The sequence below is a fragment of the Wandonia sp. genome, assembly GCF_984588085.1.
Map to the genome: position 1 here is coordinate 13,261 of NZ_CFIGVI010000029.1, position 23,283 is coordinate 36,543.

A 23,283-nucleotide genomic window follows, 5' to 3' on the forward strand; every position below is an offset into this window, starting at 1 on the left:
TTTGGTATCTTTACATCCATGTCCGAAAGAAAAACTTTTTTTGCTGATATTATTCTTCCGCTAGCGGTAAACCTGACGTTTACATATCGTGTCCCTTTCGAACTGAATGACGCGATAAAAAATGGTGTCAGAGTCGTTGTACCCTTTGGAAAATCTAAATTATATACCGGGATCGTTGTCCGTGTACATGAAGAAATACCCAAAGAATATCAGGCAAAGTATATTGAGCATGTTTTGGATGAATCACCTATTATTACAGGAAAACAACTCAAGCTCTGGAAATGGATTTCGGAATACTACATGGCTCCCATCGGAGATGTAATGAACGCCGCACTTCCCGGCAACTTTAAGCTTGCCAGTGAAACAAAAATTGTTCTTCACCCTGACTTTGACAGAAATTATGATGAACTCAACGACAAAGAGTATCTGATTGTTGAAGCTCTTGATGTTCAGGACACATTAGACCTGAAAGAAATTTCCCAGATTCTGCAACAAAAATCGGTTCATGCATTGATCAAAAAACTCATTGACAGACGTGTTGTCATGTCGGTTGAAGAGATGCGCTATAAATACACTCCAAAAACAGCAACCTTTGTTCAGCTGAATACTCAATTTGCACAGGAAGAAGTGCTTTCAGAGCTAGTAAATGAATTGGAACAGGATGGACGTAAGAGAAAACAATTTGAGGCCCTCATGTATTACCTGAAAGCAGGAGGTTTCACTCAAAATACTGCATCTCCGGTTCGTAGAAGTGAACTTGTAGACGCTGGTGCTTCATTATCCGCTTTAAACACACTTGAAAAAAATGAAATTATCAAAAGTCTCCGGCTCGAAATTTCCCGTCTGAATTCGGAGGATACAACCCTGAAAGAAACTAAAGAATTGTCTCCCGAGCAAACAACGGCACTTCAACAAATCAGAGAAAGCTTTCAGGAAAAAGATGTGTGTCTTTTACACGGTGTTACCGGCTCCGGAAAAACTGAGATTTATGTTGAATTGATCAAAGAACAACTGGCACAAGGACATCAGGTTCTTTTTCTTCTACCTGAGATTGCTCTTACCACTCAGTTAATTGACCGTCTTTCTGTTTATTTCGGTGATCTGATCGGCGTCTATCACTCCAAATTCAATCAGAATGAACGGGTTGAAATATGGAATTCGGTACTTCGCGATGATCCGACGAAATTCAGGATCATTTTGGGTGCAAGATCCAGTATATTTCTACCATTCAAATCATTAGGTCTTATTATTGTTGACGAGGAACATGAAAACACGTTTAAGCAATATGACCCGTCTCCCCGTTATCATGCAAGAGATGTTTCTATCGTTCTAAGTCACTTACACGGTGCTAAAACATTACTCGGTACTGCCACACCTTCCATTGAAACCTATTTCAATGCGCAAGAGGGGAAATACGGTTTTGTAGAACTCTCGAAGCGTTTCGGAGGGATTCAAATGCCCGAAATTCAATGTGCTGATTTGAAAAAAGAGAGACGTCGGAAAACCATGCATTCGTTATTCAGCTCTTTTCTTCTAGAAGAAATGAAAACAGCACTGGAAAATAAAGAACAAATTATTCTTTTTCAGAACCGGAGGGGGTATACACCGATATGGATTTGTGAAGTCTGTAACTGGTCACCAAAATGTAAAAATTGTGACGTATCTCTTACCTATCACAAACACTCCAATATGCTGAAGTGTCATTACTGTAGTTATACGATTCCTCCAGTGGGAACCTGCTCCAATTGTGGAAGTAACCGGTTACACATGCATGGGTTTGGTACAGAAAAAGTTGAAGATGAATTATCCCTTCTTCTTCCCGGAGTTACGATCAGCCGATTAGATCTCGACTCTACACGCTCCAAAGACGGATATCAGAAGATTCTGGAACAATTTGGCAGAAAAGAAGTTGACGTACTTGTAGGTACACAGATGGTGACAAAAGGGCTTGACTTTGATAATGTCTCGCTTGTTGGGATTCTTGATGCGGATATGATGTTACGCTACCCAGATTTTCGTTCTTTTGAACGCAGCTTCCAACTGATGTCTCAGGTAGCAGGGCGGGCGGGACGCAGGAATAAAAGGGGTAAAGTAATTATTCAAACCGGAACTCCTGAACACTGGATTATACAGCAAGTCATGCACCATGATTATATTACGATGTATAAACAGGAACTTATCGAACGAAAAAATTTCGGATACCCTCCCTATACCAAACTGATTTATCTTACTCTAAAACACAAGTCAGAACAACAGTTGGAAGGATCCGCAGCTGATCTCGCACAGCAGTTAAAAGCTGTATTCGGAAGCAGGATTATCGGTCCGGAATATCCTTTAGTCCGTAAAATACAAAACTCGTATATCAAAATAATACGTATTAAAATGGAGCGTGAAGCTTCGCACAAAAAAATTAAAGGAAGACTTCAGGAAATCATTAACCAGTTTTACGCCAGCCCTGTAAACAAATCTGTTCGTATCAGTATTGATGTTGATCCGGTCTAGAATAGTTTAAAGAATGCTGTTATCGCTCTGTTTTTGTATTCTCCGAAAATTCGCTTCTGTCAACTCCCAACGGTTTACTTCCTGTTCGAAGTTTAATGATCCAGGAATAGTCATATAGGTCCTGCGATATTCGAACCCTACTTTTTCCAGTGTTCTATTAGGTGCCGGATTAAGCGCATAGGGTTCACAAATAAGTTTTTTAATTTCCAGTTTATCAAAATAAAAAGGCAGTGACTTCTTCACCAGCTCTTCTCCCATTCCTTTTTTTCTGTTAACCGGTCGCCAGATATGCAAATGCATTGTTGCCTGTTTCCCAAACTCAATATTGTTTACATTTGAATGTCCGACAGGTACCCCATTTAACTCCCAGATCAGCGCATATGATTTTTTAGTAGGTAAAGGCATACTGATTTGTAAAGTCAACATGTCTCTTAACTCATCACGGGAGGGCAACTTATTACTATCAACTCCCATTCGACGCAGAAAATCAGAGTCAGCCCCTAACCAATAATCAGCAATCAGGTCTATATCCTGCTGTTGTATTTCCCGAACCGTTCTATCAGTTTTTGTTTCCATTTTTTAGCTTTTCGTACGCTTATCAAAATTATCCTTCACTCCTCTAAAAACAAAACGAACCTGAATCTTTAGTGATTCAGGTTCGTTTTACCGTAGTGTATTTTAATTAATGCTCAATTATCCTAAATACGATTTCAAAATCTTTGACCGGGATGTATGCTTCAGTCTCCGAATGGCTTTTTCCTTTATCTGTCGCACACGTTCTCTTGTAAGGTCAAACTGGGTTCCGATTTCTTCCAGTGTCATCGGAGGAGTACCATTCAATCCGTAATACAGACGAACCACATCACCTTCCCGATGCGTCAAAGTAGAAAGTGAACGTTCAATTTCCTTTCTCAACGATTCTTTCATCAACTCGTTCTCCGGCCCTGGAAGATCTTCGTTTTCCATAACATCTAACATACTGGAAGAGGATTCATCTCCGTCTTTCAGAGGCGCATCCATAGACATGTGACGCCCCGAATTATTAAGTGATTGCTTTACTTCATCAGTAGTTAAATCCAGAAATTCAGCCAACTCTTCCGCTGAAGGCGGACGCTCATATCGTTGCTCCAACTCCGCAAAAGCCCGGTTAATTTTATTGATTGTTCCGATTTTATTCAGTGGAAGACGTACAATACGCGCCTGCTCAGCCAATGCCTGCAAAATTGCCTGACGAATCCACCATACGGCATACGAAATAAACTTAAATCCACGTGTTTCATCAAAGCGCTGAGCGGCCTTTATCAATCCCAAATTACCTTCGTTTATAAGATCCGGAAGCGATAATCCCTGATTCTGATATTGTTTCGAAACAGAAACAACAAATCTCAGATTTGCTTTGGTCAGCCTCTCTAATGCTTGCTGATCTCCTTGCTTAATACGACGCGCCAACTCAACTTCTTCTTCAGCAGTAATCAGATCTACACGACCTATTTCTAACAAATATTTGTCAAGGGAAGCTGTTTCTCTGTTGGTTACTTGTTTGGCTATTTTTAACTGTCTCATAAGCTTTTGGGTTACTGGTTCCTGCTTATAAGACGTATGAGTTATGGAAAGGGTTGACTTTTTAACAAAAAAAATTTGCTTTTTTTAGTAAATCTTTGTAGAAAGGTAATGAAATCAAGGCTTTTTGAGTATTTAAAATTCTTTTTCTCCTTTTGGACAGATCAAGAACCTGAAATTTTGGGTAAAACTGTAGTCAAAAGCTTTTCGATCGACTCTTCAACACTTTCCCTGTCAGAAAAAATATGAATATCAGGTTGTTCAGGAGATTCATACGGAGAGTCAATCCCCGTAAAATTCTTTAGTTCTCCGTTTCTTGCTCTCCTGTAAAGACCTTTTACATCTCTTTGCTCACAGATATTCAGCGGGCAATCAACAAAAACCTCAATAAAATTATCTTCTCCTATAATTTCCTTAACCTTGTTTCGATCCTGTTGAAAAGGAGATATGAAAGCTGATAATACGACTAAACCTGCGTCTGTCATTAATGCTCCCACCTCACCTACTCTCCGTATATTTTCTGTCCGGTCTTCTTCCGAAAAACCAAGATTCTTGTTGAGACCATTTCTAATCGTATCCCCATCCAGGTGATACACCTTAAATCCGCGTTCAAACAATGCCTTTTCCAGACCGGCAGCCAGCGTACTTTTGCCAGCTCCAGACAAACCTGTAAACCAAACCATAAGCGGCCTTTGATTCATTTGACGAGTTCGTGCCTCGCGGCTGATCACTGAGCGTACCGGGAAAATAGTATTCATCTGGTGATTTTTAGGTAAATATAGAAATATGTACGAAATCCGAATAGTTTACGTTTCTGATTTATACATTTGTAGTTATGAAGATTCGGTTACTGTTTATTATTCTTATAGCAACTTCCTACACATTCGGGCAGCGTAATTTAAAAGATGAAGCCATTGGTACTCCAATGGTAGGGATTCATTACACAGCTGTCTTTCCGACGATGGATCTTGCAAAACGATATGGGTATACCAACCAGATCGGAGTCACAGCCGGTTATAAAACGAAAAAGAACTGGGTTTACGGAGTAGAAGGTAATTTCAATTTCGGTAATTCCATCCGAGTAGAAGGATTATTTGATCATCTGGTAGATGACAAAGGATTCATTACTGAAGTTGGAGGCGGACAGGCTGTAGTCGAGCTATTTCAACGTGGATTTAATGTAAATGCACATGCCGGTAAGATCTTCCCCTGGTTTGGTCCGAATCCTAATTCAGGATTATATGTTTCTATCGGTGCCGGATATACATTATCCAAGATCAGAATTGAGACAACATACGATGTGGTTCCAATGATAGAAACCGAAAATAAACGAGGATATGATAGACAGGCTGTGGGATTAAGTCTTCATCAGTTTGTAGGATATTCACACCTTAGTACACGGGGAATAATTCACTTCTACGTCGGGTTCTACGCCAATCAGGGATTCACTAAATACAGCAGGAGCTATTTTTATGATACCGGAGCTCCGTCGTATCAGGGTATTCTATATGACTTCCAATTGGGTATACGTGGTGGTTGGTACATTCCAATTTATAAACGAAAGGCTAAATCTGTTTACTTTAACTAATGCATACTCTTTATAATCTCGGAATCCGGGCGTATGGAGTTCTAGTATGGCTTGCTCAACCTTTTACTCCGAAGGCAAAAAAATGGATTTCAGGAAGGAAAAACTGGCGTAAACAACTGTATAATCAACCTTCTCTAAAGGGTTGTTATTGGTTTCATTGTGCTTCTTTGGGGGAATTTGAGCAGGGCAGACCTTTGTTGGAACGTATCAAACAAGAAAAACCGGATCGAAAGATTATCATTACCTTTTTCAGCCCAAGTGGGTATGAAATTCGTAAGAATTACGAAGGAGCAGATTGTATTCTCTATCTTCCTCTGGACACCCCAAGAAATGCTCAGGATTTTATAGATCTACTGCAACCAGATAAAGCTTTTTTTATCAAATATGAATTTTGGGCTAATTATCTTTTTGAACTAAAACGACAAAAAATCCCTGTATATAATGTTTCCGGTCTCTTCAGAAAAGAACAACGTTTTTTCAAAAAGAACAATCAATTCTTCAGGAAAGTATTGGGCTGTTTTACTCATTTCTTTGTACAAGATGACAATAGTAAACAGTTATTGAATAGTATTGGCATTTCAAATGTTACCATCAGTGGTGATACACGATACGACAGAGTGTCCGAAAATGCAAAACAAATTGTTCCACACCCCGTTCTCAGCAAGTTCTCTTCAAACCATACGGTTATGGTGGCTGGGAGCTCATGGCCTGTAGACGAAGATTTACTACTTCCGCTTATCAATTCAGGAGCTATTCCTGAACGAATTATTATTGCACCACACGAAGTACACGAGAGTCATCTAACAGCTATTGAAAAAAAGTTATCTGTACCTTTTCTACGGTTATCTTCGTGCGATTCCTCAACAGATTTCGGGCAAACCCATGTATTGATTATCGACTGTATCGGATTGCTAGCCAATGCCTATTATTATGGCAATTATGCCTACGTAGGAGGAGCCTTTGGCAATGGACTTCACAACATTTTAGAACCGGCTTCTTTCGGTCTTCCGGTAATCTTTGGCCCAAACCATACTAAGTTTCCGGAAGCACAGGCTTTTATACAAGCTGGAATCGGTTTTTCTATTTCTGACGAAACAACTTATCTGAATGCTTGCTCATCGATTCGGTCAGGAGGAGATACTTTACAAAATCAGGTAAAAGAATTTATCAGCCAGCAGACCGGTGCTACACAAATCATTTGCTCTACAGTCTAAGGTTTATCGCTCCGGCTTCGTCATTGTCGTTAAAACAATTTTCCTTCCCGGAATATCTTTGTACTCTAATACAAATCGATTTCGTAGAGATTCAAGTACCCAAAAACCGACTTTATTACCACCTCCGTAATCCAGCTCTAACTGTAACTGACCATTTGTACTATTCACAGAAAAAATATAATTTCCCGAATAAAACTTGTCGGTTCCCCAATCTCCCAATTGCTGCAAGTAAAAAGTACCGTCATCGAAAAACAAAAAGGTTTGTTTCTTTTCTCTTTTGAAAGGAGAGTAATCTTTTCCCCCTTCTGTTTCTTCAGCAACCAGCCAGACTTTAGAACTGTTATCGTTGAGATAATCTTTTGGAATAATCGGTTGTAAATCTCCTTCTGGGATACACCCCGTTACTACGAGTAGTAGTAAAGGAGTAAAAAATATGAATCTTAGTTGTTTTGTCAAAAGAACATACTGTTTTCTTCTAATCTCTGGTATACAACGTTTGATATAGAATCCTTTCTTTCTTCTTTTACCAGATAACCATCTATGGCTTCTACTGAACGGTAAACATACCGATCTTTATCCCACGAATACTTCACCACAAAGGAACCAGCTTCTTCGTCTCTGAACAGTAACATCAAATCATAATACCCTTTGTAGGTTGTATGCTGTTCCACCAAGTTCGCAACAAACCCCTGTATTTTTGTCAGTTTTCCATCAATCCGTTCAAATAGGATAAAACGTCTCAGATAGAACTCCTCCACTCCTGCTCTGATTTCCAAAGCAAATCCATCCTTCCAGGGCATACCTTTTTTATACCTGAAAAACTTATAGAACCGGGGTTCGCAGGGTGGTTTATGGATATTGAACTCAGCACCTTTAACCGTATCACAAATACCTAATTCTGCCAACAAATCATACATCACCGTATCCGGGAATGTCAATTCATCAAATAAATTACGGATAGCAATCGTATCTGTCACAAAGTCTTCAGGAACTTCTACCTCTTCTTCATCCCCTGATGTCCAGGAAGCCTTCTTAGTCTGATCTTCCCCGCAGGACACCAAAACGAGTAAACAAATAAATAAAAGGTAAGAAATTAACTTCATAATTGACTTTTTCACATTTGTTTAGGTACTCTTACAAAGGAAAAACCGTTCCACTCAATACAAGTGATTTGTTAAATGCTTCCATATCCAAACCTGTCTCATATCCATTCTTCTGTAACCAGTCTACCATTTTCTCAGTGGGCATATTTCCGGTAAGGTCATCTTTCGCCATAGGACAACCTCCAAAACCTTTAATAGCGCCATCGAATCTAAAACAACCACTTTCTACCGAAGCTTTGACTTTTTCAGCAAACGTTTCCTGAGTCGTGTGAAGATGTGCACCAAACTCCACTTCAGGTAAAGCAGGAATAACGGTTGTCATTAATTGGCGTATCGTCTCATCATTTGAAACACCTATTGTATCAGATAATGCCATGATCCGAATATCTAACTTTGAAAACAGTCTTTCACACCATTCGGTAACAAGATCCGGACTCCAGGGATCTCCATAAGGATTTCCAAACCCCATCGAAAGATATACAACCAGCTCTTTCCCTGATTTCTTACAAATATTCTGAATTTGCTCTACCCGAATAAACGATTCTTCAATAGAAGCATTTGTATTTCGCTGTTGAAAAGTCTCCGAAACAGAAAACGGATACCCCAGGTAATCTATTTCTTCAAAAACTGACGCATTCTCAGCACCGCGCTTGTTTGCTACAATAGACAGAAGCTTTGACTTTGTTGAACTCAGATCAAGACCTTTCAGCACATCTTCCGTGTGTGCCATTTGCGGTATCGCTTTGGGATTTACAAAGCTTCCAAAGTCAACAGTATCAAACCCTACTTTGAGTAGTGAGTTGATATATTCAATTTTCTTTTCCGTAGGAATAAACTCTTTGATGCCTTGCATGGCATCACGCGGACATTCGATCAGTTTCAAGCTTTGCATGGCTAAAAATAATGAATATTTGTTGATATTCTAAATAATGTATCCGAGATTTCGGTTTAATTATTTTTTGTATTTCCGAAGGATCTCTTTATTAATGTTTTTGATCATTGCAGGACCTTCGTAAATAAATCCGGTGTATACTTGAACAAGGTCTGCACCCGCTTCCAGCTTCTCAATAGCATCGTCTGCAGTAAAGATTCCTCCCACTCCTATAATAGGGAAAGCCTTTCCTGACTTTTCGGACAGAAAACGGATAACCTCTGTCGATCTGTTTTTCACAGGCTTTCCGGATAACCCGCCTGCCCCGATCTCCTGAATGCGATTATGATCGGTCGTAAGGCCTTCACGGGAAATGGTTGTATTGGTTGCAATCACTCCCTGAATACCGCTCTCTTTAATTATATCTATAATATCCAAGAGTTGTGAATCACTGAGGTCCGGGGCGATCTTTAACAAGATGGGTTTTGGCGCTGTCTTTTTCTTGTTCTCCCCATTTAAGGTATTTAACAAAGCTAAAAGCGGCTCTTTATCCTGTAATTCACGCAGGTTAGGAGTATTGGGAGAACTTACGTTCACGACAAAGTAATCAACATAATCAAACAAAACATGGAAACAATAGACGTAATCACTCACCGCCTCTTCATTTGGAGTAACTTTATTTTTCCCGATATTCCCCCCTATGATCAAACCTGATTTTCGTTGCTTCAAACGTTCTGCCATCGCCTCTACGCCACCATTGTTAAACCCCATCCGGTTAATCAGTCCGCTATCTTCAGGCAACCTGAATAAGCGAGGCTTATCATTTCCATCCTGTGGTTTAGGCGTTACCGTACCTACTTCGATAAATCCAAACCCACAATAGTCAAGTTCGTTAAACAATTCGGCATTTTTATCTAGCCCAGCAGCCAATCCCACCGGATTTCTGAAAGTAATTCCAAACACTTCTCTTTCCAGCCGCTTATCTTCTATTACGTATAATTTTTTCCATAACCATTTCATTCCTGGAATGAACAGAAGTGTTTTTAACGCATTAAAGACAAAATGATGTGCTTTCTCAGGATCAACCTTAAACAGGAAGGAGCGAATTAACTTATACATAAAAAAAATTTGGGTGTAAAGTTAAAAACCTTACACCCAATTAACAGGTTCTTTCGAAAAATATTTTTTAGAATTTCGCCTTAACCGAACGCCAGCGAACAGAGGTTTTTCCTACAGTTCTATTCGAGTAAGTGATATTTTTAATCAATGTTACATTAACAAAGAATAAAGCATCACGATCTTTCGAGTTTCCTCTTTGATTAGATCCTGAGTTTGAATTGAACCAATCCGGACGAAGTGTCGGATTTGCGAGTGAAGCAGCAACAGGATCCTGAGCTGCCAATGCAGCTTCGTTATAATATACTGTCGAAACATCATCGATGTAATCCGTAAATGTCATGTGATAGGCAAACTCCATCCCTAATTTCCAGGTTCTTCCAATCCCTACCTTAAATCCTAATCCCATAGGAATAGATACGCTCACCGGACCGTACTTTTTTGCTCCGTCATCAAAGTTTTGTCCTTCTGTACCCAATGGACGAAGACTTGTCCAACTTCCGTTGTAACGCGCCTGAGGATTATAATAGAAAATACCAATTCCTCCGAACAGGTAAATCTGAGATGCTTTATTTTTAAAACCCTTCAACCCTGGAACGCGGTAACGGCGTCCTACCTGCTCATTGGACCACAAAATGAACTCTAACTGTTGAGAAAGCTCTATAATTATTGATCTGAAATGAAGATTTCTGTTAAAACGAATTTCATCTTTGGAAAGCGCATCATCTCCACTAACCATACCGATATTCAAATGTGTTTTTGTCGCAAACATCGGGTGAAAGCGGTATCTGAATCCTACATGCCCTCCAATACGGGTAGCAGGAAAGTTAAGATCAAGGAATGTCTTTTGACGACCTTCACCTTTTCCTCCTCCGACATCTCCTAGGAACTGGGTTGCACCTAAACCGAAATAGACTTCTTTTTTATGAAGCGCCCAATTTCGGGAAGTATTAAAATTCGTAGGTTGAGCTTTCAGCGCGTACGAAAATCCGACAAGCACCAGACCTGCCAGCATAACATGCTGAACTTTAGTTAATATTTGCATAGTGTGGTTCAATTTTACTGTTTAACCAGTTCATTTTAAAACGCTAATTTACAAAGCTTTTACTTTTTACGAAAAAAACACACGCTTTTTTTTATACACACCTCTTTTTTAATTAAATTAATAACATAAAAACCAAGTTATTAGACTCGTTTCTTTAATCATTCTTTAATATTAACCTGAGATTACTCAATGTATAGTATTTTCCCTCCTTATCGACCGCTGTTATACGGGTAAAATACAGTGCCAGGTTTTCATAACCTCCCCCCTTCCATCTTTTGCATAACTCGTCAGGAATTTTGTCACCTTCCATAGCAAGTATATTACTTCCCATATCCGCTCCATATGAAAGTGCATACGAAACGACTTTCCACCCCAGGTTATTCGTCAGAACTGATGAACACAACCTGTCTATGGCAATGTCTCCATCCATAACACGATCAAAATGCGGATAGTAATCAGATTCCTTAATCTTTTTCCTAACCTTCAACGTGTATTCCTGAGAAGATACGACAGGTATAAACACTACTAAGAGAAAAAGCAGTACACTTATTCGAATCATAACTCCTCTTTACTTACAACTTTCGAACATAGAGTTTATTCAGTTCTTTTCCGGAACTGAATTTCAATACAAATTTATTTTCGGCGAGACTTATCAACTCAACATCATCCCAGGTCTGCTCAAACCAGGAAGGATCGAAATGTGAACCCTTCAGTACTTCCAGAGGCGCTCCTGACAACTTTGCCAATTCAGGGAACTCTTCTTCAACAATATCCAAACGGATGACGGGACGATTAACAGATGTTTCTACCTTCTTTTCCGGAGCAGCAGAAATTGTCCTATCTGGAATACTTTCCCGATCTGATATAATGGTCTTTGTTTCAGAATTATTCTGCTCTTTAATCTTTTGTCGATAATCATTAACCGATTCTTCCGGAATAGTTACCGTTTCAGATTCTGTTTCTTCTTGATCAATTAGTGTAGTAGTCTGTAAAAGATTTGCCTGAGTATAGTTTATTTCATGTGTTACGTTTTTTGATTGGGTTAATAGATAAATGGTGACTAGTATAGCGGTGGAAGCAACTCCCCCGGCTCCCCAGAACCAGGGGGTCTTCCAAATCGGTTTTTTCATCAACTCAAAATCTTTTTTCAGCTGGTTAAAATTCCGATAACCTTGAATCTGTTCCCTGGAAACCTGCTCACGATCCAGATTCATTTTGAATTTTTCCATAGTTTACTTTTTATGAAAGAGTTTTTTTAATTTTTCTACGACTCTAAAGCAGCGTACTTTCGCATTATTTTCTGTCACATCCAGAATTTCGGCAATCTCCCTGAAAGGTCTTTTTTCAAAATACCGCATTTCAATTAGTTGCACTTCTTCTTCTTTCAATTTTGCAATACAGGCAAATAATTTTGCTCTGTTGACATCGTTTTCTTCCTCACTAAAAACATCCATCATCTCGCTTAAGTGTACTGTATCTACATTAACCGTTCTTATAGCCTGCTTCTCTCTGAACGATTGATACAATTCACTTTTTGCAATCCGGTACAACCACGATCCGAAAGGAACACCTCTGAATTCGTACTTGTGCAGATTTTTCATTGCTTTCAAAAAAACCTGAGACGTAACGTCTGCTGCCATATCCATATCATCCATCCGCTGATAGATGTACCTGAATATCTGCTCATGATACTTGTCATACAAAGGAGCAAACCTCTCCGGGTCCCTCTTTGCATGCTGTATCCACTCCAACTCACGCTGAATTTTCTCCGGAGTATGGTGATACAATGGGTTAACTGTCATAGCTTATTGGTTTTATTTGGTTTTAACTGGTCCTTACCTCATATAAGTAAGTAATTCAAAAAAAGTTACAGGGAATTTTGATTTTTCTTATTTAGTTAGTTCAGATGGAACATAAAGAAATAATCAACAGAGTCAACAACAGTATTATAACGTAAAAAGGACTTCTTTATTGTTTACCTGTTTCTACTGTTACATTCTAATTACACCTCATTTATGCAACTTAGTTGCATAAATAAAATATTATATCTACTTTCGCCACTAAAAATGAGTTTAGAAACGAATAAAATAGAACGATTCGAAGAACAAGGAGATCATCACGAATTCTCGCAATTATTGTACCCAATCCGGGAAGATGCTTTCGAGAAAAGTGACGAGGAAAAAATGACTGAAATTGCCTTTCATTTTCAAAAGATTATGGAAACACTCGGGCTTGATCTCACAAGTGATAGTCTGGAAGGAACTCCTTATCGTTTTGCAAAAATGTATGTTAAAGAGTTATTCTCCGGGTTAAACCCAGCTAACAAACCATCAGTTTCTATATTTTCCAATTCCTATAATTACTCCAGGCTTCTGATTGAAAGAAATATCAGTTTCACTTCATTTTGTGAACACCATTTCCTCCCCATGATAGGAAAAGTCCATGTAGCATATCAATCAACGGGAAAAATAATCGGACTGTCAAAAATCAATCGCATTGTACGCTATTATGCCAGTCGCCCGCAAGTGCAGGAACGACTTACCGAACAGATCGCAGAGGAACTAAAAGAAGTTTTATCCACAAAAGATGTAATTGTCTATGTGGAAGCCCGTCACTTATGTGTCAGTTTACGCGGTGTAAAGGACCCCACCAGTGACACGATTACCACCTCTTATTCCGGTGTCTTTAACGCTGTAAAGGAACGGGAAGAATTTTTTAAACTGGTAAAATAAAAACATGATTCAAAATAGAAAAAAGCTTCCGGTAACAGTGCTTAGTGGTTTTCTGGGAGCAGGAAAAACCACTCTTCTCAATCATCTTTTGCATAATAAAGAAAACCTGAAGGTTGCCGTTATTGTAAATGATATGAGTGAAATTAATATTGACGCGAAACTCGTCGAAAAGGAATACACTCTTTCCCGAACAGATGAAAAACTGGTGGAAATGTCAAACGGCTGTATCTGTTGCACACTGCGGGAAGATCTTATGATTGAAGTAGAGAAGTTAGCCAAATCTGGCCGCTTTGACTACTTACTCATCGAGAGTACAGGAATCAGCGAACCCGTTCCGGTGGCACAAACCTTTTCATTTGTGAGTGAAGACGGAAGTATTGACCTCAGTCATTACAGTTACATTGATTGTATGGTTACAGTCGTTGACGGCTTTAATTTTTTCAGGGATTTTGGCAGCGATGAATATCTATCCGATCGTGAACTTACAGACATGGAAGGAGATCATAGGACAATCGTTAATCTCCTGACCGATCAAATTGAGTTTGCAAATGTTATTCTGATTAATAAAACCGACCTCATTAGTCCGGAGCAACTCATAACCCTTAAAGCTGTTCTGAGAAAGCTAAATCCCGAAGCAAAAATTCTTATTTCTGAATTTGGAAAAATCGCTCCTTCGGCACTACTTAATACAGGACTGTTCGATTATGAAAAAGCAGAAAATGCTGCCGGATGGATTAAAGAACTGGAAGGAAATCACACTCCGGAAACAGAAGAATACGGAATTTCATCCTTTGTTTTTCGTGATAACCGACCTTTTCATCCGCATCGTTTATGGCATTTTGTTACAAAAGAGTTTCCTTCCACCATCATCCGTAGTAAAGGACTACTCTGGATGGCTTCCCGCCCTGACCAAGCTATAAACTGGTCGCAGGCAGGAGGAGCACTCCGGGCAGACAGCGCTGGTGTTTGGTGGGCAAGTATGCCCCACGAAGAAAGAATGCGATATACCTCTTTCTTAGATTATCATGAAGAAATTGAAAAAAGATGGAGCAAAGACTTTGGAGATCGCTTGAATGAACTTGTTTTCATCGGGCAGGATATGGATCAACAGCGAATCCTGAAGCAACTCGAAAACTGTATTTGTTCACCGGAAGAAATTTCTCTTTATCTGAAGAATCAATTTCCCGATGGAGATGAATGGCCTGTGACAAAAATATAGCCCCAAAAAGTACCTGTACGATTACCGTGCAGGTACTACCCTACGGGGTAACAAAGTGCATATTTTTTAACCGGTTTCGATAAAGCTGAAATATTCAGATTATCGGAAGCACGCGGTAAATCGATAACTTCTCCGTTTTTCATTAGCAGGTTAATATTTTGTTTATCGCTTGAATAGGCATTGTTTGTCAAACTATTCGCAAAAACGAAATAATGAGCATCTTCCAGAGAAATTCCGAGAAGACCTGCTGCCATTTCCCGCTCCAGATTTAAACGATCCGGACTAAAAGGTTCTTTAGAAACCTCAACCTTTAGTAGTTTTCGGTTTACCAGCTTTGAGCTTAACAGAGACAGAATACGATCTTTGTGACCACACCAGACTTTAATCGCCCCCATGATATCGTAATCATCCAACTGTGTAAACGTTTCCAACACTTCCCGATTGGTAAGAAATTCATCTTTTGAAATGTCGTTTTTCAAAAAAAACAGCAAAGCAGGACTGGCAAAAATCTCTTCTCCTGCTCTCACAAGCTCCTTGGCTCGTTCCAGAATTCTGATCAACATAAACTCAGCTCCCACAACTGTTTTATGCAGATAGACCTGCCAGTACATTAATCTACGGGCAGTAATGAATTTTTCTACCGAATAAATTCCTTTTTCTTCTACAACAAGCTGTTCGTTATGCACATTCAGCATTTCAATAATACGGTCACTACCTATTTTTCCTTCGGAAACTCCCGTATAAAAGCTATCCCGGTTCAAATAATCCATCCGATCCATATCCAGTTGGCTGGAAACTAACTGATGTAAAAACGGACGGGGATAATCATTTTCGAATACATGTAAAGCTCGCAGCAGTTCATCTCCCAGTTCTTCTGCCAGACGTTTCATAATGGCACCCGATATTTCTTCGTGTGTTACACCTTTGATAATCGTATGTTCAAGTGTATGTGAATACGGACCGTGGCCAATATCGTGCAGGAGGATGGCTGTTAATACAGCTTTTTCTTCTTCCGGGGAAATTACAGTACCTTTTCGTTTCAAGGTTGTCAATGCTTTATCCATAAGATGCATAGCACCAAGAACATGATGAAAACGGGTATGCAAAGCTCCCGGATAGACAAGGTCTGTCAACCCTAATTGTTTGATCCTTCTCAATCGCTGAAAATAAGGATGTTCTACCAGATCGAAAAAATACGATCCCGGAACGGAAATAAAACCGTACACCGGATCGTTAACTATTTTCTTCTTGTTATTAATTAGGGAATTTGACTGCAAAACCTTATTTTTAATATCTGGTGTCAAAACTAACAAATATTTAAACGAATGAGTACAAAAATTCTTTGGGCAGACGACGAAATTGACTTACTAAAACCTCACATACTCTTTTTGGAATCAAAAGGATATACAGTAGAAACCGTAAACAACGGTGGTGATGCCATTGAAAAAAACAAAGAGACTTCTTTTGATGTAATTTTCCTGGATGAAAATATGCCAGGAATCAGCGGACTGGATGCATTGACACAAATAAAAGAACGCAGACCTTCTGTTCCTGTTATTATGATCACCAAAAGTGAGGAGGAACATATTATGGAGGAAGCGATCGGAGCTAAAATTGCCGATTACCTGATCAAACCGGTCAATCCCAATCAGATTCTTCTCAGTTTGAAAAAGACACTGGAGCATTCAAAACTTGTCTCGCAAAAAACGAATTCATCATATCAACAGGAGTTCAGAAATCTGGGAATGCGAATGGGCGACCGTTTAGATGCGGAAGAATGGGCTGAGCTATATGCAAAACTGGTTTACTGGGAACTGGAGCTTGCTAATTCACGCGACAATAGTATGAACGAAATTCTGCTAATGCAAAAGAAAGAAGCAAACCAGCAGTTCGGAAGATTCATTGAGGATAACTATACCGACTGGTTAAACGGAACTGATGATTCTCCTGAGATGATTCATACTGTATTTAAGCATCGTGTAGCCCCCCATATCAATAAAGGAGAGAAAACGTTTCTACTTGTGATTGACAACCTGCGCTACGATCAGTGGAAGGTATTACAACCCTTAATTACGGAACAGTTTAATATTCAAAGTGACTCGATTATTTATTCTATTCTTCCAACAGCTACTCAATATGCAAGAAATGCTTTCTTTGCCGGGTTGATGCCGGGAGAAATTGAACGCAAGTTTCCTAAACTCTGGGTAAGTGAAGATGCCGAAGGCGGGAAGAATAATCACGAGAACGAGTTACTCGAAGCACAACTAAAGCGACTGGGTAAAGATATCCGTTGGAGTTATCACAAAATTACCAACTATGATGCCGGAAAAAAACTGGCGGATCAGTTTAACAAGATTGTGGACAATGATTTCACAGCTATCGTTTATAACTTTGTCGATATGCTTTCCCATGCCCGAACGGATATGGAAGTCATCCGGGAATTAGCTGATGATGAAGCTGCCTACCGATCCATTACGATGAGTTGGTTTGAACACAGTCCTCTCAGGGACATCTTAAAGAAAATAGCAGAAACAAACGGACGCCTGATTATCACTTCCGATCACGGAACCGTTCGTGTTAAGAACCCTGTAAAAATTGTAGGAGAAAGGAGTACGAATACGAATCTCCGATATAAGGTAGGACGGAATCTTAGTTACAAAGATAAGGATGTGTTCAGTATCAAAAATCCGGGAGATGCTTTTCTACCCAAAACATCCGTATCAGGCGAATATGTATTTGCCCGCGAAGAAGATTTCTTTGTTTACCCAAATAACTATAATCATTTTGTAAAATTCTACGGAAATACTTTTCAACACGGGGGCGTTTCTCTTGAGGAAATTCTTATACCTTTCGTAGTTTTGCAGGCCAAATGATTCTACATGGAAACCAAAAGAGAAATACACGTTCAAAAGATTGAAGATCTTATCGGTGCAGCGAAGGAATTTCTGGATCTGATCAAGGATCGGAAAATCATTTGTTTTAACGGGCAGATGGGAGCCGGAAAGACGACTTTCGTAAAGGCTCTTCTGAAAGCTATGGATGCCCGGGACGACGGCTCCTCTCCTACATTTGCACTTATTAACGAATATTCCTCGTATATGTATGGTCCCATTTTTCATTTTGACCTCTACCGTATTGAAAGTATGGAAGAGGCGCTTGATCTTGGTATTGAAGAGATTATTTATCAGGATTCCATCTGCTTTATCGAATGGCCGGATAAAATTTTAAACCTTTTACCCGAAGATTACGTAGAAGTGAAAATTGAAGTAAATGAAGATCAATCACGCACGCTAATTGTAGAGTTATGATAACAGATCCGGAAACGCTGAAACATCTGCTTAAGGCAGGATCACTATCTCCGCAGGAAGAGACACTGGAAATAGGCCGAAAGAAGGGTAAACTTTTTATTGGAATCCCCAAGGAAACTTCTTTTCAGGAAAACCGGGTAGCGCTGGCCCCTGAGGCTATTTCTTTACTTACAGCAAACGGACATCGAATCCGTGTCGAATCCAAAGCTGGTGAACACTCTAAATTTTCAGACAATGAATACTCTGAAGCTGGCGCCGAAATCTGTTATGATAAAAAAGAAGTCTTTTCGTGTGACATTATCCTGAAGGTAGCTCCGCCTTCAGAAGAAGAGATTGAGTTAATGCCGGGAGGTCAAACGCTCTTGTCTGCTCTACAGTTGTCTGTACAACCCAAAGCCACTCTGGAAAAATTGTACCGCAAGAAAATAACCGCCGTTGCCTGGGACTATATTCAGGATGACCAGGGAATTTTTCCAGTAGTAAGAACCATGGGAGAAATTGCCGGAAATACAGCCATTCTGGTTGCATCCGAATTACTTTCCAATCCCAACGGAAAAGGGTTAATGTTAGGTGGTATTGTAGGCGTTCAACCCACTGAAGTGGTAATCCTTGGCGCCGGAACAGTCGGGGAATTCGCTGCCCGATCCGCTATCGGACTGGGAGCCTCGGTAAAAGTTTTTGATAATTCTCTTTCAAAGCTACGTCGCTTGCAGAATGATATCGGAACGCGAATTTTCACTTCGGTTCTTCAACCGAAACTGATCTCCAAAGCTCTCCTTCGCGCGGATGTAGTAATAGGAGCTATGCGGGCACCACTCGGAAGAACTCCCTGTATTGTAACGGAAGAAATGGTTGCAGAAATGAAACCGGGTTCCGTTATCGTGGATATAAGCATCGATCAGGGCGGCTGTTTTGAAACTTCCGAAGTTACAAATCACAATAACCCGACATTTATCAAGCATGGGGTTATCCATTATTGTGTCCCCAATATTGCGTCACGGGTATCGCGTACGGCTTCTTTTGCTTTATCCAATATCTTCTCTCCTATTCTTATTGAAATGGGGAATCAGGGTGGCTGTAAAGAGCTTATAAAAAATGACCCCGGATTCAGAAGCGGTGTGTATATGTACAAAGGAACGCTGACGAGTGAAATTCTCGGTAAGGTTTTCGGTCTCCCCTACAAGGATATTGAACTTTTATTAGCAGCTATGTAGCTTTCTCTCTACTACTCTTTATCAGGGAGTACTGAGTGAAACCGGAATGATTTTTCCTTTGATCCAGTGATGAGCATTGGAGGAAAAATCAGCAATAAAGGTTGCCATCTGCGAAGCTGAAACAGGAGCCTGATACCCGGGAAAAGCTTCTTCCAGCATTTCTGTCTGAGCTGCTCCCAATGCAAGACAATTAAATGCTATTCCACTTTCCTTGTACTCTTCGGCCAGTAATTCCGTCAGTGAAGCTAATGCGGCCTTCGATGTGCTGTAAGCACTCAGTCCGGCAAACTTAACCGATCCCTGAAAACCACCCATACTTGAAATCATAACGGAATGAGCACCGGCTGACATTTTAGGAAGTGCCGCCTGCATAACGGCAAATACTCCCATAACATTCACCTGGTAACACGAACGAATATCCTCTGTTGTCAGAGAAAGGAACGGTTTATTTACCAACTTCCCGGCGTTATTAATAATAATGTCAATCTTATCTACTCCCGCAAAGATCGTTTCTGCTGTTTCACGTACCTTACCTCCTTCCAGGTCAAATGCAACGCAAGTAACAGTCGGATATTCCGAAAACACTTCAGACATTTGTTTGCTGTTCCGGGATAGAGCCAGTACCTGACAATCTTTCTGTTTGGCAAACTGATGTACCAACTCCTCTCCTATTCCCCTGCTCGCTCCAATGATAACAACCTGTTTATTCATCGTACGTTAGTTTTAGCGTTTCGCTGGCAGGATGCGCCTGACAGGTGAGTACATAACCTTCTTCAACTTCCTTATCCGTCAACGAGTAATTCAAATCCATTACAGCCAATCCTTCCGTTACCTTTGCACGACACGTACAACAAACACCTCCCTTACAGGAATAAGGAGCATCCTCTCCCATATCAGTCAAATAATCCAGAATATTTTTTCCGTTTGTCGCCAAATCGAAAGTAATCATTTCACCATCCATCTCTACTTCAACATGAGAAACTCCTTCAAATCGTTCTGCTACAACCTTTTTCTCATTAGATTTCATCAGAACAGGAGTTGTAAACAATTCATAGATAATTTTATCTTCCTGTACCCCAAAAAGTTTGAGTGTTTCGATTGCTGAAACGATCATTTCTTCCGGTCCGCAAATAAAAAAACCATCAGCACGAAGCATAGAAAGATCTTGTTTTATAATCTCACTGATTTTGTCTTTGTTCAATCGTCCGGTTCCAAATCCTTCAACCTCTTCAGCTGACAGTATATGTTTCACCTGAACAGCCGGAGATAATTGCTCCAGCTCAGATCTGAACATAATTGTTTCCTGTGTTCTGTTTCCATAAAACAAATTCAGTTTTCCGCCAGCTCCCGAGAGTGTTTTAGCAATAGATAAAATCGGTGTAATCCCGCTTCCTGCTGCAAAAGCCACATAGTTTCCGGTTTTTTCTTTCAATTGGAAATTCCCTTCGGGAAAAGAAATAACAACTTCCTGCCCTTCAATCAACTGTCGATTCAAAAAAGTACTTACAATTCCGCCTTCTACTTCTTTTACGCCAATCCGAATTCCTTCTTCAGGCGAACTACAAAGTGAATATGATCTTCTTTCTTCTTTTCCATTAACAGTAATCAACACGGTTATGTATTGCCCCGGAATAAAACTAAACCGACTTTTATGCTCCTCCGGTATCCCGAATTGAATACTTACTGAAAGTGGTGTCTCCCGTTGAATTTTCTCTACGGTTGTCAGTACAAATCCCTTCGGAATTCTGAGTGATGATTCCGTTTTCTTACCAAATAACTTACCCAATAATCCCATTCTTTCTCTCTTATCGTTCTCTTTATACTATCAAATTTAGTCATCAAATGACACTACCAGTTTCTCCGAAGTTGGATGCGATTGACAAGTCAGGATATACCCGGCCTCAATTTCATCCGGCTCCAGCCCATAGTTAACGTCCATTTTTGCCGTTCCTGCAAGAACTTTTGCCTTACAAGTACAACAAACCCCTCCTTTACAGGCAAAAGGCACATCAGCACCTGCATTGTATGCAGCATCCAGGATATTATCTCCATCCGAATCCACACGTATTTCCATTTCAACACCATCGAGAATCACTGTTACATTCGACTCAATCTTTGGTCCGCTTTGCTGGATAGTTTCTTTCTTGGGAACTGCTGTCGTAAACAGCTCAAAATGAATCCGTGAAGATGGAATACCATACGAAGCCATTCGGTCTTTCACATCCAGAATCATTTTCTCAGGTCCACAAATAAACACCTCATCCACCTGCTGATTTTTCAGGAAAGAATCGTAAATAGCATCACATTTACCGGCATCAATTCTTCCTCTCTGAATGTCATTCCCCAGATTTTCACGGGACAACACATGTATCAGATTTAAATTCGTCAGATGTTTATTCTTTAACGCTTCAAGTTCTTCCTTGAATATAATCGAACCAATACCTTTATTTCCATATAACAATGTCACCTGACTGTCAGGCTCTTCTTTCAGCACGGACTTAACGATAGATATAACAGGTGTAATTCCCGATCCTGCTGCTACTAAAACGTAATGTTTATGATTTTCAGCTTGTATCTCCGGACAAAATCTCCCTGCCGGAGTCATAACATCCAATAAATCACCAATCTTTAATTCCTGGTTTGCATACGTTGAAAACTTACCATTTTCAACCTGCTTTACCGCCACTCTTAATTCCTTTTCAAACGGAGCTGAGCAAATGGAGTACGAACGACGCACTTCTTCTCCTTCAAAATCACGCTTTAATGTCAGGTACTGTCCGGGCAGAAACACGTAGTCACTAACTAAGGCATCCGGCACCTCAAAGGCAATGGATACACAATCCGGTGTTTCTTTTCGAATGTCACTAACTTTCAGTGTATGGAATTTTGGTGTCATCTTTATCAAATTTAAGCCGCTAAAGTTAATCAATTCGTCGAATGTCAGAAGTGATTTTTATCAGGAAAATAAAATTGTGTTTTCGGAGAACGTTTCTGACGATCACCTTACTTTTAAACAAAAAAATAAGGGATGCCAGAGACATCCCGTTATCCTTAACCTGTAGAAGTTAATAATTGATCCGTTATGAACTTATAACGGCAACTTCTTGTAAAGGTTTCATTTTTTCGTATTTATTTTATCACTTTTCTATTTCAATGAATACTTCTGTTCCCATCCGGGGAGTAACTGAATGTAAACACGGATAAATTTTCACCGAAGAAAAATGGGTTTCAAACAGTTGTTTATATTCTACTGCACTTCCTCCAAACGGGGGACCTGCAGGAAAATCACGATCAAACAAAACCCCAATCAGTTTACCTCCAGGCACCAATAATTCTTTTATCTTTTTCACATATCGCTCTCTGTAATCGGGTGGAATGGCACAAAAAAATGTTTGCTCTACAATACGATCATATTTTCTTTCATGCTCAAAGAAATCCTGCAAAATCAATTGCTCTTGTGGAAAGTCAATTACTCTTTTCCGGAAATTCAAAATCGGTGTTTCGGCAAAATCAAGTACAACTACATTGGTAAAGCCTGATTTATACAAATACTCTGCCTCATACGCATTTCCGGCTCCGGGGATCAGAATATTCAGTTGCTTGTTCTCTTCTCTATCAAACCAATCTCTCAGTGGTGGTGAACATTGTCCCAAATCCCACCCTGTATTTTGCTCGTCGTAACGTTCTTCCCAGAATTCTTTATCAGAAGTATTCATGACCATAATCTTTTATACAAATCGTATCATTATTCAAAACAGAACTCTCTTACTGGCATATTTCCTTTTAGCCTTAATCAGTTTAAACCGGAAAT

24 protein-coding genes are annotated in these 23,283 nt (G+C 39.8%); 8 read left to right on the forward strand and 16 right to left on the reverse strand.

Going from position 1 to position 23,283, the window contains the following annotated elements:
* Positions 1-18: 18 nt before the first annotated feature.
* Entirely contained in the window at positions 19-2,502 is a 2,484-nt protein-coding gene (gene priA / locus AC4PL9_RS10925) for a replication restart helicase PriA (protein WP_491604788.1), read from the forward strand.
* A 6-nt stretch (positions 2,503-2,508) separates the two neighbouring features.
* Here the strand turns inward: priA and AC4PL9_RS10930 are convergent, their stop codons facing one another.
* The 3 genes from AC4PL9_RS10930 to cysC all read right to left on the reverse strand — a co-directional run bounded on the left by AC4PL9_RS10930 (position 2,509) and on the right by cysC (position 4,820).
* A complete protein-coding gene (locus AC4PL9_RS10930; protein ID WP_491604789.1) occupies positions 2,509-3,078 on the reverse strand; it encodes a GNAT family N-acetyltransferase in 570 nt (189 codons plus the stop codon).
* Positions 3,079-3,195: 117 nt separating this feature from the next.
* Entirely contained in the window at positions 3,196-4,065 is an 870-nt protein-coding gene (locus tag AC4PL9_RS10935) for a sigma-70 family RNA polymerase sigma factor (RefSeq protein WP_491604790.1), read from the reverse strand.
* A gap of 161 nt (positions 4,066-4,226) precedes the next feature.
* Positions 4,227-4,820 (reverse strand): adenylyl-sulfate kinase, encoded by a 594-nt coding sequence (cysC, locus tag AC4PL9_RS10940; RefSeq protein WP_491604791.1) that lies wholly within the window; start codon positions 4,818-4,820, stop codon positions 4,227-4,229.
* A gap of 77 nt (positions 4,821-4,897) precedes the next feature.
* Here cysC and AC4PL9_RS10945 point away from each other — a divergent pair, with 77 nt between their 5' ends.
* Positions 4,898-5,650 carry a hypothetical protein gene (locus tag AC4PL9_RS10945; protein ID WP_491604792.1) on the forward strand — a complete coding sequence of 251 codons (753 nt, stop codon included), beginning with the start codon at positions 4,898-4,900 and terminating at the stop codon, positions 5,648-5,650.
* Entirely contained in the window at positions 5,650-6,864 is a 1,215-nt protein-coding gene (locus tag AC4PL9_RS10950; protein WP_491604793.1) for a 3-deoxy-D-manno-octulosonic acid transferase, read from the forward strand. The genes AC4PL9_RS10945 and AC4PL9_RS10950 overlap by 1 nt, the downstream gene beginning before the upstream one ends.
* A 3-nt stretch (positions 6,865-6,867) precedes the next feature.
* Here AC4PL9_RS10950 and AC4PL9_RS10955 read toward each other — a convergent pair whose 3' ends face one another.
* The 8 genes from AC4PL9_RS10955 to AC4PL9_RS10990 form a co-directional block, all read right to left on the reverse strand.
* Entirely contained in the window at positions 6,868-7,320 is a 453-nt protein-coding gene (locus AC4PL9_RS10955) for a hypothetical protein (protein ID WP_491604794.1), read from the reverse strand.
* Positions 7,317-7,967 (reverse strand): hypothetical protein, encoded by a 651-nt coding sequence (locus AC4PL9_RS10960; RefSeq protein WP_491604795.1) that lies wholly within the window; start codon positions 7,965-7,967, stop codon positions 7,317-7,319. The genes AC4PL9_RS10955 and AC4PL9_RS10960 overlap by 4 nt, the downstream gene beginning before the upstream one ends.
* Before the next feature lie 31 nt (positions 7,968-7,998).
* A complete protein-coding gene (locus AC4PL9_RS10965) occupies positions 7,999-8,859 on the reverse strand; it encodes a hydroxymethylglutaryl-CoA lyase (protein WP_491604796.1) in 861 nt (286 codons plus the stop codon).
* Between the two features lie 60 nt (positions 8,860-8,919).
* Positions 8,920-9,957, reverse strand: a complete 1,038-nt coding sequence (locus AC4PL9_RS10970) for a quinone-dependent dihydroorotate dehydrogenase (protein ID WP_491604797.1) — start codon at positions 9,955-9,957, stop codon at positions 8,920-8,922.
* 67 nt (positions 9,958-10,024) lie between these two features.
* Complete coding sequence (locus tag AC4PL9_RS10975) at positions 10,025-10,999, reverse strand: DUF6089 family protein (RefSeq protein WP_491604798.1); 975 nt, start codon at positions 10,997-10,999, stop codon at positions 10,025-10,027.
* 154 nt (positions 11,000-11,153) lie between these two features.
* On the reverse strand, positions 11,154-11,558 hold the full coding sequence (locus tag AC4PL9_RS10980) for a hypothetical protein (RefSeq protein ID WP_491604799.1): 405 nt from the start codon (positions 11,556-11,558) through the stop codon (positions 11,154-11,156).
* Positions 11,559-11,571: 13 nt separating this feature from the next.
* The gene (locus AC4PL9_RS10985) at positions 11,572-12,228 is read right to left on the reverse strand and encodes a hypothetical protein (protein WP_491604800.1); all 657 of its coding nucleotides are present in this window, start codon (positions 12,226-12,228) and stop codon (positions 11,572-11,574) included.
* A 3-nt stretch (positions 12,229-12,231) separates the two neighbouring features.
* Positions 12,232-12,801, reverse strand: a complete 570-nt coding sequence (locus AC4PL9_RS10990) for an RNA polymerase sigma factor (protein WP_491604801.1) — start codon at positions 12,799-12,801, stop codon at positions 12,232-12,234.
* Between the two features lie 264 nt (positions 12,802-13,065).
* Here AC4PL9_RS10990 and folE point away from each other — a divergent pair, with 264 nt between their 5' ends.
* Both folE and AC4PL9_RS11000 read left to right on the forward strand, forming a co-directional pair.
* Positions 13,066-13,731: a GTP cyclohydrolase I FolE gene (gene folE / locus AC4PL9_RS10995; RefSeq protein ID WP_491604802.1), complete on the forward strand. Its 666-nt coding sequence runs from the start codon at positions 13,066-13,068 to the stop codon at positions 13,729-13,731.
* A gap of 4 nt (positions 13,732-13,735) precedes the next feature.
* A complete protein-coding gene (locus AC4PL9_RS11000) occupies positions 13,736-14,950 on the forward strand; it encodes a GTP-binding protein (RefSeq protein ID WP_491604803.1) in 1,215 nt (404 codons plus the stop codon).
* Between the two features lie 35 nt (positions 14,951-14,985).
* Here the strand turns inward: AC4PL9_RS11000 and AC4PL9_RS11005 are convergent, their stop codons facing one another.
* A complete protein-coding gene (locus AC4PL9_RS11005) occupies positions 14,986-16,227 on the reverse strand; it encodes an HD domain-containing protein (protein ID WP_491604804.1) in 1,242 nt (413 codons plus the stop codon).
* A 48-nt stretch (positions 16,228-16,275) separates the two neighbouring features.
* On the opposite strand from AC4PL9_RS11005, the gene porX reads away from it, so the two are divergent.
* Genes porX through AC4PL9_RS11020 form a run of 3 tightly spaced genes read left to right on the forward strand, consistent with a single transcriptional unit; the run spans position 16,276 to position 19,472 of the window.
* On the forward strand, positions 16,276-17,823 hold the full coding sequence (gene porX / locus AC4PL9_RS11010) for a T9SS response regulator signal transducer PorX (protein WP_491604805.1): 1,548 nt from the start codon (positions 16,276-16,278) through the stop codon (positions 17,821-17,823).
* A gap of 6 nt (positions 17,824-17,829) precedes the next feature.
* Positions 17,830-18,258, forward strand: a complete 429-nt coding sequence (tsaE, locus tag AC4PL9_RS11015; protein WP_491604806.1) for a tRNA (adenosine(37)-N6)-threonylcarbamoyltransferase complex ATPase subunit type 1 TsaE — start codon at positions 17,830-17,832, stop codon at positions 18,256-18,258.
* Complete coding sequence (locus tag AC4PL9_RS11020) at positions 18,255-19,472, forward strand: alanine dehydrogenase (RefSeq protein WP_491604807.1); 1,218 nt, start codon at positions 18,255-18,257, stop codon at positions 19,470-19,472. The genes tsaE and AC4PL9_RS11020 overlap by 4 nt, the downstream gene beginning before the upstream one ends.
* Positions 19,473-19,493: 21 nt before the next feature.
* Here AC4PL9_RS11020 and AC4PL9_RS11025 read toward each other — a convergent pair whose 3' ends face one another.
* The 4 genes from AC4PL9_RS11025 to AC4PL9_RS11040 all read right to left on the reverse strand — a co-directional run bounded on the left by AC4PL9_RS11025 (position 19,494) and on the right by AC4PL9_RS11040 (position 23,188).
* The gene (locus AC4PL9_RS11025; RefSeq protein ID WP_491604808.1) at positions 19,494-20,183 is read right to left on the reverse strand and encodes an SDR family NAD(P)-dependent oxidoreductase; all 690 of its coding nucleotides are present in this window, start codon (positions 20,181-20,183) and stop codon (positions 19,494-19,496) included.
* Positions 20,176-21,267, reverse strand: a complete 1,092-nt coding sequence (locus AC4PL9_RS11030; RefSeq protein WP_491604809.1) for a 2Fe-2S iron-sulfur cluster-binding protein — start codon at positions 21,265-21,267, stop codon at positions 20,176-20,178. Before AC4PL9_RS11030 ends, AC4PL9_RS11025 begins: the two co-directional genes overlap by 8 nt.
* Before the next feature lie 36 nt (positions 21,268-21,303).
* Positions 21,304-22,368, reverse strand: coding sequence for a 1,2-phenylacetyl-CoA epoxidase subunit PaaE (paaE, locus tag AC4PL9_RS11035; RefSeq protein WP_491604810.1), 1,065 nt, complete (start codon positions 22,366-22,368; stop codon positions 21,304-21,306).
* Positions 22,369-22,609: 241 nt separating this feature from the next.
* The gene (locus tag AC4PL9_RS11040) at positions 22,610-23,188 is read right to left on the reverse strand and encodes a methyltransferase domain-containing protein (RefSeq protein WP_491604811.1); all 579 of its coding nucleotides are present in this window, start codon (positions 23,186-23,188) and stop codon (positions 22,610-22,612) included.
* Positions 23,189-23,283 lie beyond the last annotated feature (95 nt).

What these genes read in the sequence shown, in the direction of transcription:
- AC4PL9_RS10985 (WP_491604800.1), bottom strand. Translation starts at nt 12,228, where the DNA reads ATGGAAAAATTCAAAATGAATCTGGATCGTGAGCAGGTTTCCAGGGAA.
- AC4PL9_RS10970 (WP_491604797.1), bottom strand. Translation starts at nt 9,957, where the DNA reads ATGTATAAGTTAATTCGCTCCTTCCTGTTTAAGGTTGATCCTGAGAAA.
- cysC (WP_491604791.1), bottom strand. Translation starts at nt 4,820, where the DNA reads ATGAATACTATTTTCCCGGTACGCTCAGTGATCAGCCGCGAGGCACGA.
- AC4PL9_RS10960 (WP_491604795.1), bottom strand. Translation starts at nt 7,967, where the DNA reads ATGAAGTTAATTTCTTACCTTTTATTTATTTGTTTACTCGTTTTGGTG.
- AC4PL9_RS11025 (WP_491604808.1), bottom strand. Translation starts at nt 20,183, where the DNA reads ATGAATAAACAGGTTGTTATCATTGGAGCGAGCAGGGGAATAGGAGAG.
- AC4PL9_RS10990 (WP_491604801.1), bottom strand. Translation starts at nt 12,801, where the DNA reads ATGACAGTTAACCCATTGTATCACCATACTCCGGAGAAAATTCAGCGT.
- AC4PL9_RS10975 (WP_491604798.1), bottom strand. Translation starts at nt 10,999, where the DNA reads ATGCAAATATTAACTAAAGTTCAGCATGTTATGCTGGCAGGTCTGGTG.
- priA (WP_491604788.1), top strand. Translation starts at nt 19, where the DNA reads ATGTCCGAAAGAAAAACTTTTTTTGCTGATATTATTCTTCCGCTAGCG.
- AC4PL9_RS11020 (WP_491604807.1), top strand. Translation starts at nt 18,255, where the DNA reads ATGATAACAGATCCGGAAACGCTGAAACATCTGCTTAAGGCAGGATCA.
- AC4PL9_RS11030 (WP_491604809.1), bottom strand. Translation starts at nt 21,267, where the DNA reads ATGGGATTATTGGGTAAGTTATTTGGTAAGAAAACGGAATCATCACTC.
- AC4PL9_RS10980 (WP_491604799.1), bottom strand. Translation starts at nt 11,558, where the DNA reads ATGATTCGAATAAGTGTACTGCTTTTTCTCTTAGTAGTGTTTATACCT.
- AC4PL9_RS11000 (WP_491604803.1), top strand. Translation starts at nt 13,736, where the DNA reads ATGATTCAAAATAGAAAAAAGCTTCCGGTAACAGTGCTTAGTGGTTTT.
- AC4PL9_RS10950 (WP_491604793.1), top strand. Translation starts at nt 5,650, where the DNA reads ATGCATACTCTTTATAATCTCGGAATCCGGGCGTATGGAGTTCTAGTA.
- tsaE (WP_491604806.1), top strand. Translation starts at nt 17,830, where the DNA reads ATGGAAACCAAAAGAGAAATACACGTTCAAAAGATTGAAGATCTTATC.
- AC4PL9_RS10965 (WP_491604796.1), bottom strand. Translation starts at nt 8,859, where the DNA reads ATGCAAAGCTTGAAACTGATCGAATGTCCGCGTGATGCCATGCAAGGC.
- AC4PL9_RS11040 (WP_491604811.1), bottom strand. Translation starts at nt 23,188, where the DNA reads ATGAATACTTCTGATAAAGAATTCTGGGAAGAACGTTACGACGAGCAA.
- porX (WP_491604805.1), top strand. Translation starts at nt 16,276, where the DNA reads ATGAGTACAAAAATTCTTTGGGCAGACGACGAAATTGACTTACTAAAA.
- paaE (WP_491604810.1), bottom strand. Translation starts at nt 22,368, where the DNA reads ATGACACCAAAATTCCATACACTGAAAGTTAGTGACATTCGAAAAGAA.
- AC4PL9_RS10945 (WP_491604792.1), top strand. Translation starts at nt 4,898, where the DNA reads ATGAAGATTCGGTTACTGTTTATTATTCTTATAGCAACTTCCTACACA.
- folE (WP_491604802.1), top strand. Translation starts at nt 13,066, where the DNA reads ATGAGTTTAGAAACGAATAAAATAGAACGATTCGAAGAACAAGGAGAT.
- AC4PL9_RS10930 (WP_491604789.1), bottom strand. Translation starts at nt 3,078, where the DNA reads ATGGAAACAAAAACTGATAGAACGGTTCGGGAAATACAACAGCAGGAT.
- AC4PL9_RS10935 (WP_491604790.1), bottom strand. Translation starts at nt 4,065, where the DNA reads ATGAGACAGTTAAAAATAGCCAAACAAGTAACCAACAGAGAAACAGCT.